Annotated in this window: 22 protein-coding genes and 1 tRNA gene; 1 reads left to right on the top strand and 22 read right to left on the bottom strand. The window is 39.5% G+C overall.

Annotated features, from left to right (window positions below):
- Window positions 1–49: 49 nt before the first annotated feature.
- On the bottom strand, window positions 50–2,026 hold the full coding sequence (gene treP, locus SSAL8618_RS09625; protein WP_022496084.1) for a PTS system trehalose-specific EIIBC component: 1,977 nt from the start codon (window positions 2,024–2,026) through the stop codon (window positions 50–52).
- A 156-nt stretch (window positions 2,027–2,182) separates the two neighbouring features.
- On the opposite strand from treP, the gene treR reads away from it, so the two are divergent.
- Window positions 2,183–2,893 (top strand): trehalose operon repressor, encoded by a 711-nt coding sequence (treR, locus tag SSAL8618_RS09630; protein ID WP_022496083.1) that lies wholly within the window; start codon window positions 2,183–2,185, stop codon window positions 2,891–2,893.
- A 53-nt stretch (window positions 2,894–2,946) separates the two neighbouring features.
- On the opposite strand, the gene SSAL8618_RS09635 is transcribed toward treR, so the two are convergent.
- The 21 genes from SSAL8618_RS09635 to SSAL8618_RS09725 all read right to left on the bottom strand — a co-directional run bounded on the left by SSAL8618_RS09635 (window position 2,947) and on the right by SSAL8618_RS09725 (window position 15,214).
- A complete protein-coding gene (locus SSAL8618_RS09635) occupies window positions 2,947–3,507 on the bottom strand; it encodes a TIGR01440 family protein (RefSeq protein ID WP_022496082.1) in 561 nt (186 codons plus the stop codon).
- Between the two features lie 15 nt (window positions 3,508–3,522).
- Window positions 3,523–3,861 carry a hypothetical protein gene (locus tag SSAL8618_RS10480; protein ID WP_014635137.1) on the bottom strand — a complete coding sequence of 113 codons (339 nt, stop codon included), beginning with the start codon at window positions 3,859–3,861 and terminating at the stop codon, window positions 3,523–3,525.
- 32 nt (window positions 3,862–3,893) lie between these two features.
- Entirely contained in the window at window positions 3,894–4,250 is a 357-nt protein-coding gene (locus SSAL8618_RS09640) for a hypothetical protein (protein ID WP_002885732.1), read from the bottom strand.
- Between the two features lie 260 nt (window positions 4,251–4,510).
- Entirely contained in the window at window positions 4,511–5,392 is an 882-nt protein-coding gene (locus SSAL8618_RS09645) for a class II fructose-bisphosphate aldolase (RefSeq protein WP_038676880.1), read from the bottom strand.
- Between the two features lie 145 nt (window positions 5,393–5,537).
- Window positions 5,538–5,623, bottom strand: a tRNA-Leu gene (locus SSAL8618_RS09650).
- Between the two features lie 190 nt (window positions 5,624–5,813).
- A complete protein-coding gene (locus SSAL8618_RS09655) occupies window positions 5,814–7,109 on the bottom strand; it encodes a glutamate-cysteine ligase family protein (protein WP_038676882.1) in 1,296 nt (431 codons plus the stop codon).
- Between the two features lie 249 nt (window positions 7,110–7,358).
- The gene (rplQ, locus tag SSAL8618_RS09660; RefSeq protein WP_002885709.1) at window positions 7,359–7,745 is read right to left on the bottom strand and encodes a 50S ribosomal protein L17; all 387 of its coding nucleotides are present in this window, start codon (window positions 7,743–7,745) and stop codon (window positions 7,359–7,361) included.
- A 17-nt stretch (window positions 7,746–7,762) separates the two neighbouring features.
- Complete coding sequence (locus tag SSAL8618_RS09665) at window positions 7,763–8,701, bottom strand: DNA-directed RNA polymerase subunit alpha (RefSeq protein WP_002885793.1); 939 nt, start codon at window positions 8,699–8,701, stop codon at window positions 7,763–7,765.
- 48 nt (window positions 8,702–8,749) lie between these two features.
- The gene (gene rpsK, locus SSAL8618_RS09670; RefSeq protein WP_002885718.1) at window positions 8,750–9,133 is read right to left on the bottom strand and encodes a 30S ribosomal protein S11; all 384 of its coding nucleotides are present in this window, start codon (window positions 9,131–9,133) and stop codon (window positions 8,750–8,752) included.
- Window positions 9,134–9,159: 26 nt separating this feature from the next.
- A complete protein-coding gene (gene rpsM, locus SSAL8618_RS09675; RefSeq protein WP_002885820.1) occupies window positions 9,160–9,525 on the bottom strand; it encodes a 30S ribosomal protein S13 in 366 nt (121 codons plus the stop codon).
- A 17-nt stretch (window positions 9,526–9,542) separates the two neighbouring features.
- A complete protein-coding gene (rpmJ, locus tag SSAL8618_RS10485) occupies window positions 9,543–9,659 on the bottom strand; it encodes a 50S ribosomal protein L36 (protein WP_000868345.1) in 117 nt (38 codons plus the stop codon).
- 25 nt (window positions 9,660–9,684) lie between these two features.
- Window positions 9,685–9,903 carry a translation initiation factor IF-1 gene (gene infA / locus SSAL8618_RS09680; RefSeq protein ID WP_001040189.1) on the bottom strand — a complete coding sequence of 73 codons (219 nt, stop codon included), beginning with the start codon at window positions 9,901–9,903 and terminating at the stop codon, window positions 9,685–9,687.
- Between the two features lie 117 nt (window positions 9,904–10,020).
- Entirely contained in the window at window positions 10,021–10,677 is a 657-nt protein-coding gene (locus SSAL8618_RS09685; RefSeq protein WP_002885632.1) for an adenylate kinase, read from the bottom strand.
- Window positions 10,678–10,808: 131 nt separating this feature from the next.
- Window positions 10,809–12,104: a preprotein translocase subunit SecY gene (gene secY, locus SSAL8618_RS09690; RefSeq protein WP_002892081.1), complete on the bottom strand. Its 1,296-nt coding sequence runs from the start codon at window positions 12,102–12,104 to the stop codon at window positions 10,809–10,811.
- Window positions 12,105–12,120: 16 nt separating this feature from the next.
- Window positions 12,121–12,561, bottom strand: a complete 441-nt coding sequence (rplO, locus tag SSAL8618_RS09695) for a 50S ribosomal protein L15 (protein ID WP_002885849.1) — start codon at window positions 12,559–12,561, stop codon at window positions 12,121–12,123.
- Window positions 12,562–12,688: 127 nt separating this feature from the next.
- On the bottom strand, window positions 12,689–12,871 hold the full coding sequence (rpmD, locus tag SSAL8618_RS09700) for a 50S ribosomal protein L30 (RefSeq protein WP_002885773.1): 183 nt from the start codon (window positions 12,869–12,871) through the stop codon (window positions 12,689–12,691).
- 14 nt (window positions 12,872–12,885) lie between these two features.
- The gene (gene rpsE / locus SSAL8618_RS09705) at window positions 12,886–13,380 is read right to left on the bottom strand and encodes a 30S ribosomal protein S5 (RefSeq protein WP_002885626.1); all 495 of its coding nucleotides are present in this window, start codon (window positions 13,378–13,380) and stop codon (window positions 12,886–12,888) included.
- An 18-nt stretch (window positions 13,381–13,398) separates the two neighbouring features.
- On the bottom strand, window positions 13,399–13,755 hold the full coding sequence (rplR, locus tag SSAL8618_RS09710; RefSeq protein ID WP_002885810.1) for a 50S ribosomal protein L18: 357 nt from the start codon (window positions 13,753–13,755) through the stop codon (window positions 13,399–13,401).
- A gap of 89 nt (window positions 13,756–13,844) precedes the next feature.
- Window positions 13,845–14,381, bottom strand: a complete 537-nt coding sequence (gene rplF, locus SSAL8618_RS09715) for a 50S ribosomal protein L6 (protein ID WP_002887056.1) — start codon at window positions 14,379–14,381, stop codon at window positions 13,845–13,847.
- Between the two features lie 126 nt (window positions 14,382–14,507).
- On the bottom strand, window positions 14,508–14,906 hold the full coding sequence (gene rpsH / locus SSAL8618_RS09720) for a 30S ribosomal protein S8 (protein ID WP_002885642.1): 399 nt from the start codon (window positions 14,904–14,906) through the stop codon (window positions 14,508–14,510).
- 122 nt (window positions 14,907–15,028) lie between these two features.
- Entirely contained in the window at window positions 15,029–15,214 is a 186-nt protein-coding gene (locus tag SSAL8618_RS09725; protein WP_001085699.1) for a type Z 30S ribosomal protein S14, read from the bottom strand.
- Window positions 15,215–15,216 lie beyond the last annotated feature (2 nt).

Consider the following 15,216-nt stretch of genomic DNA (forward strand, 5'->3'; position numbering starts at 1 on the left):
TTTGTCCTTTATATGTAGAGGTGGAACCGTAACGTCTCCACCCCTTAGCTTATTTTGTTCGATGAGCAATCATGAGAGCATCACCACGTTTGATATCACGTGGAAGATCCCCTTCAACATCTGCTTGGAAATCATCTTGATTTGTAATGATAACTGGAGTCTCAGTGACCAAACCAGCCTTTTTAATAACATCCATATCAAAACTAATCAATTGTTGACCAACAACAACTTTATCACCTTGAGCAACGTGAGCCTCAAATCCTTTTCCGTCAAGGCTAACCGTATCCATACCAATGTGCATCAATAGCTCCACGCCTTCTTCAGAAACGATACCGACTGCGTGCTTAGTTGGGAAGAGTACTGTCACTGTCCCATTGACTGGTGAAACCAATTCACCTTGACTTGGTTCAATCACGACGCCTTGTCCCATGACACCTGATGAGAAGACTGGGTCTGTAGCTTGACTAAGTGGTTTCACTTGTCCAGCAAGTGGGCTCACCAGTTGGGCTGTTTTAACAAGGGCTGTTGGTTCTGCATGAACTGCAAATTCTGCTTCTTCTTGAGCCGCGAATTCCGCTTGAAGCTCTGTGCTATCTTCTGTTTTTGTGAAGAGTCCAGCCTTGCGGAAAAAGAAGGTCAAGACCATAGGTACAATGATAGCAACAAGCATAATTCCTGCAAATGGAATCATATACTTAGGTTGAATTGATAGAATACCAGGCAACCCACCAATACCAATGGAGGCCGCTGTAACGTTAAAGGTTACTGATAGAAGACCTGCGATAGATGAACCAATCATACCCGCAACAAATGGGTAAATATATTTGACGTTAACCCCAAAGAGGGCTGGTTCTGTAACACCAAGATAAGCTGAAATAGTAGCTGGAAGTGAAATTTGAGCCTCACGTTCATCATGACGATGCATAATATAGTAAGCAAAAACAGCTGAACCTTGAGCAATGTTTGATAGAGCAATCATAGGCCAAAGAGCTGTTCCACCAGCATCCGCAATCAACTGAGTATCAATTGCATTGGTCATGTGGTGAAGACCAGTAATAACGAACGGCGCATAAAGGGCACCAAAAACAGCACCGAAAAGCCATTTTACAGGACCTGTCAAACCAGCAAGAACCACTGTTGAAAGAGCTTGGCCAATAGTCCAACCAATAGGACCTAAAACAGTATGAGCCAAAATAAGGGCTGGAATCAATGACAAGAACGGTACAAAAATCATTGATACTACTTCTGGTACATGTTTACGCCAGAAAATTTCAAGATAAGAAAGTGACAAACCAGCAAGAAGGGCAGGAATAACTTGCGCTTGATAACCTATACGATTAACAGTAAAGAATCCAAAATCCCAAACCCAATTCTTAGCAATTTCAGACGCTGGTGTCGATGCTACTGAATAAGCGTTAAGCAATTGTGGTGATACCAGACAGATACCCAAAACAATTCCAAGAATTTGGCTAGTCCCCATTTTACGAGAAACAGACCAAGTAATACCTACAGGCAAAAATTGGAAAATAGCTTCACCAGGTAACCACAAGAAGTGATTCACTCCTGACCAGAACTGAGAAACCTCGGTAATTGTCTTACCGTCAAGCATTGACCAATGCACACCCTCAAGAACATTACGGAAACCAAGGATTAATCCCCCAACGATAAGGGCTGGAATAATAGGTGTAAAGATCTCCGCTAAGGTTGTCATAACACGCTGAACTGGGTTTTGATTGCTCTTGGCAGCTGATTTAGCAGCTTCTTTAGAAACACCTTCAATCCCTGATACAGCAGTGAAATCGTTATAAAAGATTGGTACATCATTACCAATGATAACTTGGAATTGACCTGCATTGGTGAAAGTCCCCTTAACAGCAGGAATGGCTTCGATTGTTTTCACATCTGCCTTCTTATCATCACCAAGAACGAAACGCATGCGCGTCGCACAGTGAGTAACAGCAGTCACATTTTCTTTACCACCGATTGCAGTAAGCAGATCTTTTGCTTCTTGTTCAAATTTACCCATTTGAATCTCCTTTTCTTTTTTGACAATATCTATTTGACTTGATAAACTGATTGTAAGCGATTACAAATTTGTCTGCAAGTGTTCCGGGATTTTTTTAACATATTTTTGTAAAAAAACATCGGTTGTATGTTTTTTTACCTACAAATGAGGAGAAAAATGAAAAAATATCAGATTATTTATAAGGATTTAGAAAAAGCTATCCATGAGCAAAAGTATCAAGTGGGAGACTTTCTCCCCACCGAGCAAGAATTGGTTCAATCTTACCAGGTTAGTCGAGACACTATACGAAAGGCGTTAACCTTACTCGTTGAAGAAGGCTTGGTCAAAAAGATTCATGGCTCTGGCTCTCAGGTTATTAACCAGGAACAAATCAACTTTCCTGTGTCTGACCTTACTAGTTACCAAGAACTAATAGAACAACAAAGCCTTAATTCGCAAACCAATGTTATTTCTCTGGATAAAATCATTGTTGATTCAAAACTCTCAGAAAGAACTGGTCTTTCTAATAGCCGACAGGTCTGGCGTGTTGTTCGTCAAAGAGTCGTTGATAGCTGCGCCTCTGTTATAGATATTGATTACCTAGATGCCAGCCTTGTTCCGCAACTAAACCGTAGCATTGCTGAATACTCTATTTACGACTACATTGAGAATCAGCTCAACCTTAGCATTTCCCACGCCTTTAAAGAAATCACTATCGATAATGCTACCGATCAGGATAAGATTCTTATCGACCTAGGTAAGGACCAGCACGTTGTCTGTGTCCGTTCAAAAGTTTATTTAAACAATGGAAAACAGTTCCAATTTACGGAAAGTCGCCACAAACTTGAAAAATTCAAATTCGTTGATTATGCCAAGCGCCACCATTGAAAGAAAGGGCTCTGCTAACAGAAAAAGTATCGGACAAGAATGTCCGATACTTTTTAGTTTTTACGGATAGGATCTGCTAAATACTCTGCACGAGCGCCACCAATTAACTTAGGACGACTCGCCAAAGCAGTCACATGGGCACCACCTAATTCTGGAATAATAGGGCGAAGAGGAACTTGGACCCTCTTCACATGCATACCAATAGAGGTATCCCCAATATCAATACCAGCCTGAGCGACAATTTCCTCCACCTCAACAGGATCCTTCATATAGTCGAAAGCAGCCAGCTGACCACTTCCCCCAGCGTGCAAGGTTGGAAGAACATTAACAATTTCCAAATCTTTAGCCATGGCGAGATCACGCTCAACAACCAAAGCACGATTCAGATGTTCGCAGCCTTGAACAGCCAAGTAAATTCCTTTAGGTTCCAAAACCTCAAGAATAGTTTTCACAATTCGTTGGCCAATTTCACGGCTAGAGGCTTTGCCAATAGTCCCACCAGCAACCTCACTGGAAGACAATCCCAAGACAAAGATAGCTCCTCTCCCAATAGCTGAACGTTCAACAATATCTTCTACAAGCACACGTGTCTTCTCTTCTAAATCTAGCAACATCACAACAGCCCTCCTTTAGACAACAGCTGTATTCAGGATTCGCACAATAAGATAGTACAGAATCACAAAAAAGACAAGGAAAAATGCCCCTAATAATAATAACTGCCTACGGCGTTTCTTACTTAGGTCCCAGGAGAAACCAAATCCCATCAAAAAAGGACCAACACTATAACTTAGCATAAACCATAAATCTACACGTGCTATATGCCAAAAAGAAGAAATAAAGGCCGCCAAACCTATTAAGGATAAAATCCAAGAAAAGTCCCAACGATCTGGTTTAGCAAAAGCTAAGCCTATTAAGAAGCAGCCCAAGGCAGGCATGATAATAAATGATAGGGTCATAAAATAAAACATGCCATTATTATAGCATGTTTTACAGTTTCATGTTAGTGGCGGTTAATAACACCATAAGCAATAGTGAATGCAATAGCAGCAATACCTACAACGATTGCCATGATAGCCCAAAAAATAGTCATCGCACGGCGTCCCTTACGATTGTTGAAAGGAAGTCCCCAACCAACCATGATAACACCTAGCAATCCAAGCCAGATTTTATAAGTGATAACAATCGCCGAATCAAAATAGGCAAAAGCAACCAAACCTAAACCTAGCAAAGAAATCAAATAAGACCACTTACCCTTCAAAAATGAAGGCAAGGCCCAACCAAATAACACTAAACCTAGTAGAGCAAGAGCTCCACCACCAAAAAATACAGGTACAATATAATTATCAAACATATTCATATTATAGCATATCTTAAAAAGTTAGGAAATAGAATCTATCAACCAAAGCCATATCCACTCTTTAAAATTTGTTTACTCTCAATCACAGATTAATTGGCAGATACTAACTATTTTTTTGAGCTAATTAAGCTTTGTTTGCGCCACATCTATAATCAAAACGAACTGAAATTTAGAAATCGAGGGCAAATCTGTGGCAAAACATAAGAAAAAGGCTTGTCCATATTGGACAAACCCTTTCATTTCAAGCTTATATACTCTAATTAAGCTTTGTTTGCTGAACCGAATACGTCGATACGTTCTTCAACAGCTTCTGTAATAGCTTCGAAACCTGGTTTCAAGAATTTACGTGGGTCGAAGAGTTTCTTCTTGTCGTATTCTGCTTCATTTGCTTCGTATTCAGCAACAAATTTACGTGTTGCGTTAGCAAATGCGATTTGACATTCAGTGTTAACGTTAACTTTAGCAACACCAAGTTTGATAGCTGCTTGGATTTGATCGTCAGGAATACCTGATCCACCGTGCAATACGATTGGGAAGTTAGGAACAGCTTCTGTCAATTTTTGCAAGTGGTCAAGGTGAAGTCCGCTCCAGTTTTCTGGGTAAGGACCGTGGATATTACCGATACCTGCTGCCAAGAAGTCAACACCAGTTGCAACCATAGCTTTAGCATCTTCGATTGGTGCCAATTCACCGTCACCAACGATACCATCTTCTTCACCACCGATTGTACCAACTTCAGCTTCAACTGATACACCGTTAGCGTGTGCAAATTCAACAACTTTAGCTGCTTTTTCAAGGTTTTCTTCGATTGGAAGGTGTGAACCGTCAAACATAACTGAAGTGTAACCTACACGGATACATTCCAAAGCATCATCGTAGTGACCGTGGTCAAGGTGAATAGCAACTGGTACAGTGATACCCATTGATTCAACCAATTCTTCGATAAGAGCTTTACACAATTTGTAACCACCCATGTACTTAGCTGCACCCATAGAAGTTTGGATAAGTACTGGAGCTTGTTTAGCTTCTGCTGCACGCAAGATAGCTTGAGTCCACTCAAGGTTGTTTGTGTTAAATCCACCAACTGCATAACCATTATCACGAGCTGCTTGGACAAATTTTTCTGCTGAAACGATTGCCATTATAAAGGCCTCCTATATTTTTTTGGGTTTGAACCCGTTTACAAGTTTATTCTATCACAATTAGACTCAAAAAACTAGCTTTTCTACAATTTGTAAGCGTTTTGATTTTTTAATACAAAAAAACCAGTCATCTGACTGGTTACTCTGCGGAAAGAGGGACTTGAACCCTCACGACCTAAAGCGGTCACAGGATCCTTAGTCCTGCGCGTCTGCCAATTCCGCCATTTCCGCTAACAACATTAGTTATTATATCAAGATTGACAACTCGTGTCAATACTTTTTTTGAAAGTTTTTATAACTTTCTCTTGTCTCTTTCGAAACAACTACTATATAATACCATTTATTGTTTGCTGACGTCAATACTTTTTTGCCTTTTTTAAATTTTTTAGCAAAAGTTATCTATTATATCTTTTATCAAAGGTTAAGCTAAACTCTTATTCAGTTTATCTAATTTCTCTCTAAGGGGAGCTAAGTACACTTCTTCTCCAAAACCACGCGATTTTAAACCATCCTCAGCACAAGACAATAGCGATTCTGTCAAAGGTAAAATCATTTTGAGATCTGTAGCAGAAATATCCTTTTTCGAAAATAAACGACGAATTCTAGGAAAATCATAGTCAAATACTTCAAAAAAAGGTGAGTCATTCAAAATATTTTCCAGATTTTCCAAATTGACTAAAAGACCAAGGTGAAAGGCTGCTGGTGCAAAGGTTGATGAGAAAGGTTGGGTACAAACACTGCGAAACTCAATCGTCCCTCGTGTCGTTAAATCTTGGAATTGATAAGAACGGTGAGTCTTAAAATCTTCCTCACTTGGCTCAATAGTGACTACTTCGCCATGAATAGAGTGTGCTTTGACAGATGACGTACTTAGATAGTCTTTAGCACGTATTGGTTCAAAATAGTAGGTTTCATCACCACGCTTAGCAGTAAAAATGGCCGTCTCAGACAAGTAAGAAAAATAGTGATCTTCGCTCTTAAACACCTTGGGAAATACCCCTGCATTTTCCTCAAAAACACCATGCATGGAATTCTCCCAGAAAACATCACGAGAAAGCGCTAAATCCCAATCTGAGCCCCAAAATTCAGAGTTTGCCAATAATACTGCTTTGGGTCCCTCTATTTGATTAAAAGCATTTAAAACCCTTAAATAGGACGTTTTTGAAACATCTAACTGTACCTGACTCCCACAGATGAAAGAACCATATTCTGGATAATCATGAAAGAAAGGATCGTTCTTTGCTTTAGATAACTCGAGAAAATCCATAAGCATCTCATAACGAGGAGATTTAACAGGTCTGTTGTCATTTTTTGCCCAGTTTGGATTCACTCCCCAACCTTGCAACTCATGATTATGATTCTGAAGATAAGGTTGAATTATACCGAGGTAAGTATCCAAACGTTCCTCAACCTCAGAGATTCTTTCAGCCTTTGCAAAAGCAAACTCAATCGTATTGTAGGAGACTTCAAAAAGAATCATATCTCCAGAAGCTTTATCGATAAGCTGAATGGGATTATTATCAGAATCATACTTATCAGCTTGAAAATCAAAATTATCTAAGAGATAGACTAGTAACTGTTTTGTAAGAGAGACATCTGTAGCATTACCACTCAAATTAACAACTGGGTATTCCAACTCAATCCCCACAAATAATTCCGGTTGCTCCTTAATTGGCTCATAATACCTTTGCTTAAGCAGTTCCTTGGCTGTTGTCAAAATAATGTCCCCCTTTTTGAAATAAGCTTATTCCATTATATCAAAATATTCAGACGATTTATAGCCCAAAAAAACGCCTGCTTACGAAAAATAACAGTATTACCTTTCGTAAACAAGCGTTACATGCTTATTTATTCCCATTTTTATGATGAGTGTTCCCGCTAGGCGTTTGCCCAGCGGTAGACCAGAGCTAGACTAAGAAAAGCTAAGCTATTCCATCATCATAACACTCAACAAAATTGATAAAAATTAAACAAGTTCGATGATTGCCATTGGGGCAGCATCGCCACGACGTGGTTCTGTTTTAAGGATACGAGTGTATCCACCGTTACGTTCAGCATAACGAGGTGCGATTTCTGAGAAAAGTTTTTGAAGAGCAGTTGTTGATGTATATTTATCAGTTGCTTCATCATAGCTTTCAGATGCAATTTCGTTACGTACAAATGCAGCTGCTTGACGACGTGCGTGCAAATCACCACGTTTACCAAGAGTGATCATTTTTTCAACTGTTTTACGGATTTCTTTAGCACGTGCTTCAGTTGTAACGATTGCTTCGTTAATGATAAGATCTGTAGTCAAATCACGAAGAACCGCTTTACGTTGTGAGCTTGTGCGTCCAAGTTTACGGTAAGCCATGTTATCCTCCTATATTATTATTTATCGTTTTTGAGTCCAAGTCCAAGATCAGCCAACTTAACTTTGACTTCTTCAAGAGATTTACGACCTAGGTTACGGACTTTCATCATTTCAGGCTCAGTTTTTTCTGTCAAATCATGAACGGTATTAATACCGGCACGTTTCAAACAGTTATATGAGCGTACAGACAAATCAAGTTCTTCGATGGTACGGTCAAGCACCTTTTCATCGTTCACTTTTTCAGTTTCTTTCATTACATCAGTGGCTTTAGCAACGTCAGTAAGGTCAGTAAACAAGTTCAAGTGTTCAATCAAAACGCGAGCCGAGAGACCGAGGGCATCTTCAGGGATGATTGTTCCGTTTGTCATGATTTCGATTGTCAATTTATCAAAACCATCATTGCTACCTACACGGGCAGGTTCAACTTGATAATTGACTTTCTTCACTGGTGTGTAGATTGAATCTACAGCCAATGTTCCCACTGGTGCATCATCTTTCTTGTTTTCATCTGCTGGAACATAACCACGGTTTGTAGCTACAGTCATAGTCGCTTTCAAAGAAGCGCCGTCAGCGATAGTGAAAAGATAATGATCAGGGTTAACAATTTCAATGTCGCTATCAGTCAAGATGTCTCCAGCAGTAACTTCAGCTGGACCTTGGACATCAAGTTCAATTGTCTTTTCGTCTTCGACGTAAGATTTTACAGCAAGTCCTTTAATATTAAGGATGATTTGCATCACGTCTTCACGGACGCCTGGTACGGTATCAAATTCGTGGAGTACTCCATCAATCTTAATTGATGTTACGGCAGCACCTGGAAGTGATGACAAAAGTACACGACGAAGAGAGTTACCCAAAGTTGTACCATAACCACGTTCTAGTGGTTCGATGACAAATTTGCCGTAATCTTTATTTTCATCAATTTTTGTTATTATTGGTTTTTCAAACTCAATCATTTATTATACTCCCTCGAAACGAACCTTGTGTACTATTGTTATTAAAGATTACACACGACGACGTTTTGGAGGACGACAACCATTATGTGGTACAGGTGTTACATCACGGATTGCTGTTACTTCAAGACCTGCAGCAGCAAGAGCACGGATAGCAGACTCACGACCTGAACCAGGACCTTTAACAGTTACTTCAACTGTTTTAAGACCATGTTCTTGTGCAGATTTAGCAGCAGCTTCTGAAGCCATTTGTGCAGCAAATGGTGTAGATTTACGAGAACCTTTGAAACCAAGAGCACCAGCTGATGACCATGCTACAGCGTTACCATGCACATCTGTAATCATAACAATAGTGTTATTGAAAGTAGCGTGAATGTGAGCAATACCAGATTCGATATTCTTTTTCACACGACGTTTACGTGTTGGTTTAGCCAATGTTTTTACCTCCTATTTTATTTTAATTATTTTTTCTTACCTGCAATCGCAACAGCTTTCCCTTTACGAGTGCGGGCATTGTTTTTAGTGTTTTGTCCACGGACAGGAAGTCCACGACGGTGACGGATACCACGGTATGAACCGATTTCCATCAAACGTTTGATGTTAAGGTTAACTTCACGACGAAGGTCACCTTCAACTTTGATTGCATCCACTTCGCGACGGATAGCGTCTTCTTGATCGTTTGTCAAATCTTTAACGCGGATGTCTTCAGAAACGCCTGCAGCAGCCAAGATTTTCTTAGATGTTGCAAGTCCGATACCGTATACGTAAGTAAGTGAAATTACTACACGTTTATCGTTTGGAATGTCAACTCCAGCAATACGAGCCATGATTTCTCCTTTCTATATTATCCTTGACGTTGTTTGTGTTTTGGATTTGTTGGACAAATTACCATAACACGACCGTTACGACGAATAACTTTACAGTATTCGCAAATTGGTTTAACCGATGGTCTTACCTTCATGTTTTAATCCCTCCAATTATTTCGATTATTTAAAGCGGTATGTGATGCGTCCACGTGTCAAATCATAAGGACTCATTTCAACAGTCACACGGTCACCGACCAAAATACGAATGTAGTTTTTACGGATTTTACCAGAAACTGTCGCCAAAATTTGGTGTCCATTTTCCAATTCAACAGTAAACATAGCATTAGGCATAGTTTCTACAACTTTACCTTCAATTTCAATCACGTCTTCTTTTGCCACGCAAAAGTACCCCCTAAAATTTCGATTTGATTTCCTCTGAGCACAGAGGTAACAATTATAAGTCAGACTAAAGTATTATAACATGCTTAAGCCTGATACGCAAGTAAGATTATATAATTATTTAATTGCTGCAATCGCTTTTTTAACATCAGCGAATACATCATCGATATCTTGGTTACCTTGAATATCTGATACAAGACCAAGCTCACGATAATGTGCAATAATTGGCTCACCTTGAGCAATGTTTACGTCAAGACGACGTTTAACAGTTTCAGGTTTGTCATCTTCACGTTGGAAGAATTCATGTTCGCCACAAACATCACATGTTCCTTCAACCTTAGTTGGGTTGAATACTTTATGATATGTTGCACCACATGAGCGACAAATGAAACGACCTGAAAGACGTTCAACCAAACTCTCTGGATTAACTTCAATATTGATTACACCGTCAAGTTTAATACCAAGTGCTTTCAATGTTTCATCCAATGCATGAGCTTGCTCAATAGTACGTGGATAACCATCTAGCAAGAAACCTTTTTCAGCAATATCAGATTCAGCCAAACGCTCTTTAACGATTCCATTTGTCACTTCATCTGGTACCAATTCACCTTTATCGATGAATGATTTTGCCAAAGTTCCCATTTCTGTTTGGTTAGCCATAGCAGCACGGAACATATCACCAGTTGAGATGTGAGCTACACCAAATTCTTCAACAATTTTTGCAGCTTGAGTCCCTTTACCAGCACCTGGTAGACCCATAATTAAAAGATTCATCTTACGAACTCCTTATTTTTGTTTTCAAATAACTCTATCAAAGTTTAAAAACATTGGTAGAGTTATCAAAAAACAAAAGAGAAGGGACAGAAAGTAACCTTTCTTTCCCTCTCAATTGTTCATGAGAAGACTTAGTCTTCAAGATTCATAAATCCAACGTACTGACGTTTCAATAGGTAACCTTCGAGTTGTTTCATACCTTCGATACCAGTTGAAATCAAGATCAAAAGAGATGTACCACCAAGCGCGATTGAGCTTGTAAGGTGCATAAACTGTTGAGCCGCAATTGGAGCCAATGAAATAAACGCGAGAAATACAGCCCCGATTGTTGCCAATCTCTTAAGCAATGAAGACATGTACTTTTCAGTCTCACGACCTGGACGAACACTAGGAATATAAGACCCATTCTTTTGAAGATTTTCTGCAGTTTTTTCAGGATTTACTTGGACAAATGTGTAGAAGAATGAGAACAAGATAATCAATATCGCGTAAGTGATCATTCCACTAGGTGTATTATACGAGAGTAGTCCTTGTAAGTGTGATAACCATGTAACCTTCGAGAAGAATGGAAGAATAGTACTAGGGATTGTTGTAATCGAGCTAGCAAAGATAACGGGAATAACACCAGCTGGATTAACTTTCAATGGAAGGTAAGAACTCGTTGGAGCCCCTTGAACCAATTTAGTATATTGAATTGGAATTTGATATTCTGCCTGTTGAACAAATGTCGTAAAGAAGACAATCGCCAAACCTACCACAATTAGCAAAGCAACTATGATATATGAACGAGTCAATTCTCCTGAACGAACGTTGACAAAGAAATCCTCGTAAATTGTTGAGAACATTTTTGGAATAGAAGCAATGATCCCTGAAAAGATAATCATTGACACACCATTACCAAAACCTTTATCTGTGATTTGTTCACCAAGCCATGTCACAATTATGCTACCAGCAGTTAGAATTGTTCCAATCAATAGGTAGGTTGAAACATTTGGTGTTTTAACCAATGAAATTGATGAGAGAGTATTAAAACTTGCTGTAATACCAATCGATTGAACAAAGGCTAAAACAAGAGTGATGTAGCGAGTCGCTTGGTTCAATTTACGACGACCAACTTCCCCTTGTTTGCCCCACTCTACAAATTTTGGATAAATATCCATCTGCAAAAGTTGGACAATGATTGATGCTGTAATGTAAGGACTAACCCCCATCGAGAAGATAGAGAAGTTATTCATGGCATTACCAGACACCAAGTTAAGCATGTTCAAGAAAGGTAAATCACTTAATTGTTTCAAACTTTCCGCATTGATACCAGGAACTGTTACATGAGTCCCTACACGAAAAACGAAAATAATGAAGATTGTAAATAAAATCTTATTACGAACGTTTTTGACTTTCAATGCGTCTTTTAATAGTTTAAAGAACATAATGAGTTACCCCTCATTAGATGACTTCGATTGAACCACCTTTAGCAGTGATAGCTGCTTCAGCAGATTTTGAGAATTTAGCTGCTTTAACAGTCAGTTTCTTAGTCAATTCGCCGTTACCAAGAACTTTAACGCCTGATTTTTCAGCACGAACGATTCCAGCTTCTTTAAGAACTGCTGGAGTTACTTCTGTACCATCTTCAAAGACGTTCAATTGATCAAGGTTTACAAGTGCGTATTCTTTAGCGTTGATGTTAGTGAATCCACGTTTTGGAAGACGACGGAACAATGGAGTTTGTCCACCTTCAAATCCTGGACGTACGCCACCACCGCTACGAGCTTTTTGACCTTTTTGACCACGGCCTGAAGTTTTACCGTTACCAGATGAAGTACCACGACCTACACGGTTACGGACTTTACGAGAACCTTCAGCAGGTTTCAATTCATGAAGTTTCATTATTATTTTCTCCTCTTTTTGTAAAATGCTAGCGCCTCTAACCAAGTAAGGTAGCTTAATTAGAAACTCGCCTATACATGAAATTCAGTTTAAGTCGCAAGGGAACCCTCACGACTTAAATCAATTTTTATTTAACGTCTTCTACAGTTACCAAGTGAGATACTGCGTTGACCATACCACGGATAGCAGCGTTGTCTTCTTTAACAACTGAGCTATTCAATTTACCAAGTCCAAGAGCAACAACTGTTTTACGTTGTTCTGGTTTGCGTCCGATTGGAGACTTAGTCAAAGTAATTTTAATTTGAGCCATTGTTATCTCCTTTCTTATGCCAAGTCAGATACTGAGATGCCACGAAGAGCCGCAACTTCTTCAGCACGTTTAAGTTGTTTCAACCCTTCAACAGTCGCACGAACGATGTTGATTGGAGTGTTTGAACCGAGTGATTTAGATGTTACATCAGCAACACCAGCCAATTCGATGACGGCACGAACTGCACCACCAGCGGCAACCCCAGCCCCTTCAACAGCTGGTTTCAACAATACTTTCGCTCCACCAAATTCTGAACGAACTTCGTGAGGAATAGTTGTACCAACCATAGGAACTTCGATAAGGTTTTTCTTAGCTGCTTCAACTGCTTTACGGATAGCTTCTGGAACCTCTTGAGATTTACCAGTACCAAATCCTACGCGACCATTACGGTCACCAACAACAACAAGAGCAGCAAAACGCATGTTGCGTCCACCTTTTACAACTTTAGTAACACGGTTGATAGCAACTACGCGTTCTTCAAGTTCTACTGCATTATCTTTAAATGCCATTATTAAGTGTCCTCCCTATTAGAATTTCAATCCGTTTTCACGAGCTGAGTCAGCCAAAGCTTTAACACGTCCGTGATAGAGATATCCACCGCGGTCAAACACCACTTCAGAAATACCTTTAGCTACTGCGCGTTCAGCAACAAGTTTACCGACAACAACGGCTTGTTCTGTTTTAGTTCCTTTAGAAACTTCTTTATCAAGAGTTGATGCACTTGCGAGCGTTACACCCGCTACGTCATCAATAACTTGAGCGTAGATGCCTGTATTAGAACGGAAAATGTTCAAACGTGGGCGATCAGCAGTTCCAGAGAGTTTTCCGCGAACGCGACGGTGGCGTTTTTGGCGGAGTTTGTTTTTATCTGGTTTCGAAATCACAATTTTCACCTCTTAATTATAATGCTTGCTCATGAGAGCTTTTGGTAAAGAGACAATCCAAAAAGAATTGCCAAAAGGATAAAATCCTATTATTTACCAGTTTTACCTTCTTTACGACGTACGTATTCACCAACGTAACGGATACCTTTACCTTTGTAAGGTTCTGGTGAACGAAGGCTACGGATGTAAGCAGCTGTTTGACCAACAACTTCTTTGTTAATACCACTTACAACGATTGAAGTTGCAGATGGTACTTCAAAAGTAATACCTTCTGGAGCTTCAACTTCGTCTTGGTGAGATTTACCAACTGAAAGAACAAGTTTTGTTCCTTGGAGTTGCGCACGATATCCGACACCGCGCATTTCAAGTTCTTTTTTGAAACCTTCAGAAACACCAACAACCATGTTGTTCAAGTTTGCACGTGAAGTACCGTGGATTGTTTTGTTTTCTTTTGAGTCGTTTGGACGGTGAAGTGTAACTTCGTTGCCTTCAACTTTGATTTCAATGTTTTTGTTAAACTCACGAGTGAGTTCGCCTTTAGGTCCTTTAACAGTAACAACGTTATCGTTGTTTGTTACTTCAACACCAGCAGGCAAAGTAATAACTTTATTACCAATACGTGACATAGTATTTAATTCTCCTGTTAGATTATCAAGCCACAAAGTGACTAGTTTTCACGGGGATGAGTTTCATCGAATATAATCAACGAAACTCGCACAAATCATTTGAGATAAGTGCTTAGTATCAGCTTCTTACCAAACGTAAGCGATAACTTCTCCACCAACGTTCTTTTGACGAGCTTCTTTGTCAGTCAAAAGACCTTCTGAAGTAGAGATGATCGCGATTCCAAGTCCGTTAAGAACTTTAGGAACATCTTCACGTTTAGAGTAAACACGAAGACCTGGTTTTGAGATACGTTTCAAGTTAGTGATAACACGTTCACCGTTTTGTCCGTATTTCAAGAATACGCGGATGATACCTTGTTTGTCATCTTCGATAACTTCAACGTTTTTTACGAAACCTTCACGTTTAAGGATTTCAGCGATACCTTTTTTAATGTTTGATGCAGGTACTTCAAGTACTTCGTGTTTAGCTTGGTTAGCGTTACGAATACGTGTCAAGAAATCTGCAATTGGGTCAGTCATAACCATTTTATATTTTCTCCTCTTACTAGTAGTTTGAATAATTCACTTGCTAGTTAATGATTGAGCTAGGCTCAGATTGTGTTTAATACAATCAAATTAGGTAAAACTAAATTGATTGTACCATGTTTTTACCAAGAAGCTTTGGTAACACCTGGAATTTGACCTTTGTAAGCCAATTCACGGAAGCAAACACGGCAAAGTTTAAATTTGCGATAAACTGAGTGTGGACGTCCACAACGTTCGCAACGAGTGTAAGCTTGCGTAGAGAACTTCGCAGGGCGTTTGTTCTTAGCAATCATTGATTTTTTAGCCAATT

The organism is Streptococcus salivarius, assembly GCF_000785515.1.
Lineage (GTDB): Bacteria > Bacillota > Bacilli > Lactobacillales > Streptococcaceae > Streptococcus > Streptococcus salivarius.

Bases quoted from the DNA above. Each gene is read 5' to 3' on its own strand.
- treP (WP_022496084.1), bottom strand. From the start codon at position 2,026: ATGGGTAAATTTGAACAAGAAGCAAAAGATCTGCTTACTGCAATCGGT.
- treR (WP_022496083.1), top strand. From the start codon at position 2,183: ATGAAAAAATATCAGATTATTTATAAGGATTTAGAAAAAGCTATCCAT.
- SSAL8618_RS09635 (WP_022496082.1), bottom strand. From the start codon at position 3,507: ATGTTGCTAGATTTAGAAGAGAAGACACGTGTGCTTGTAGAAGATATT.
- SSAL8618_RS10480 (WP_014635137.1), bottom strand. From the start codon at position 3,861: ATGTTTTATTTTATGACCCTATCATTTATTATCATGCCTGCCTTGGGC.
- SSAL8618_RS09640 (WP_002885732.1), bottom strand. From the start codon at position 4,250: ATGAATATGTTTGATAATTATATTGTACCTGTATTTTTTGGTGGTGGA.
- SSAL8618_RS09645 (WP_038676880.1), bottom strand. From the start codon at position 5,392: ATGGCAATCGTTTCAGCAGAAAAATTTGTCCAAGCAGCTCGTGATAAT.
- rplQ (WP_002885709.1), bottom strand. From the start codon at position 7,745: ATGGCTTACCGTAAACTTGGACGCACAAGCTCACAACGTAAAGCGGTT.
- SSAL8618_RS09665 (WP_002885793.1), bottom strand. From the start codon at position 8,701: ATGATTGAGTTTGAAAAACCAATAATAACAAAAATTGATGAAAATAAA.
- rpsM (WP_002885820.1), bottom strand. From the start codon at position 9,525: ATGGCTCGTATTGCTGGAGTTGACATTCCAAACGATAAACGTGTAGTA.
- rpmJ (WP_000868345.1), bottom strand. From the start codon at position 9,659: ATGAAGGTAAGACCATCGGTTAAACCAATTTGCGAATACTGTAAAGTT.
- SSAL8618_RS09685 (WP_002885632.1), bottom strand. From the start codon at position 10,677: ATGAATCTTTTAATTATGGGTCTACCAGGTGCTGGTAAAGGGACTCAA.
- secY (WP_002892081.1), bottom strand. From the start codon at position 12,104: ATGTTCTTTAAACTATTAAAAGACGCATTGAAAGTCAAAAACGTTCGT.
- rplO (WP_002885849.1), bottom strand. From the start codon at position 12,561: ATGAAACTTCATGAATTGAAACCTGCTGAAGGTTCTCGTAAAGTCCGT.
- rpmD (WP_002885773.1), bottom strand. From the start codon at position 12,871: ATGGCTCAAATTAAAATTACTTTGACTAAGTCTCCAATCGGACGCAAA.
- rpsE (WP_002885626.1), bottom strand. From the start codon at position 13,380: ATGGCATTTAAAGATAATGCAGTAGAACTTGAAGAACGCGTAGTTGCT.
- rplF (WP_002887056.1), bottom strand. From the start codon at position 14,381: ATGTCACGTATTGGTAATAAAGTTATTACTTTGCCTGCTGGTGTTGAA.
- rpsH (WP_002885642.1), bottom strand. From the start codon at position 14,906: ATGGTTATGACTGACCCAATTGCAGATTTCTTGACACGTATTCGTAAC.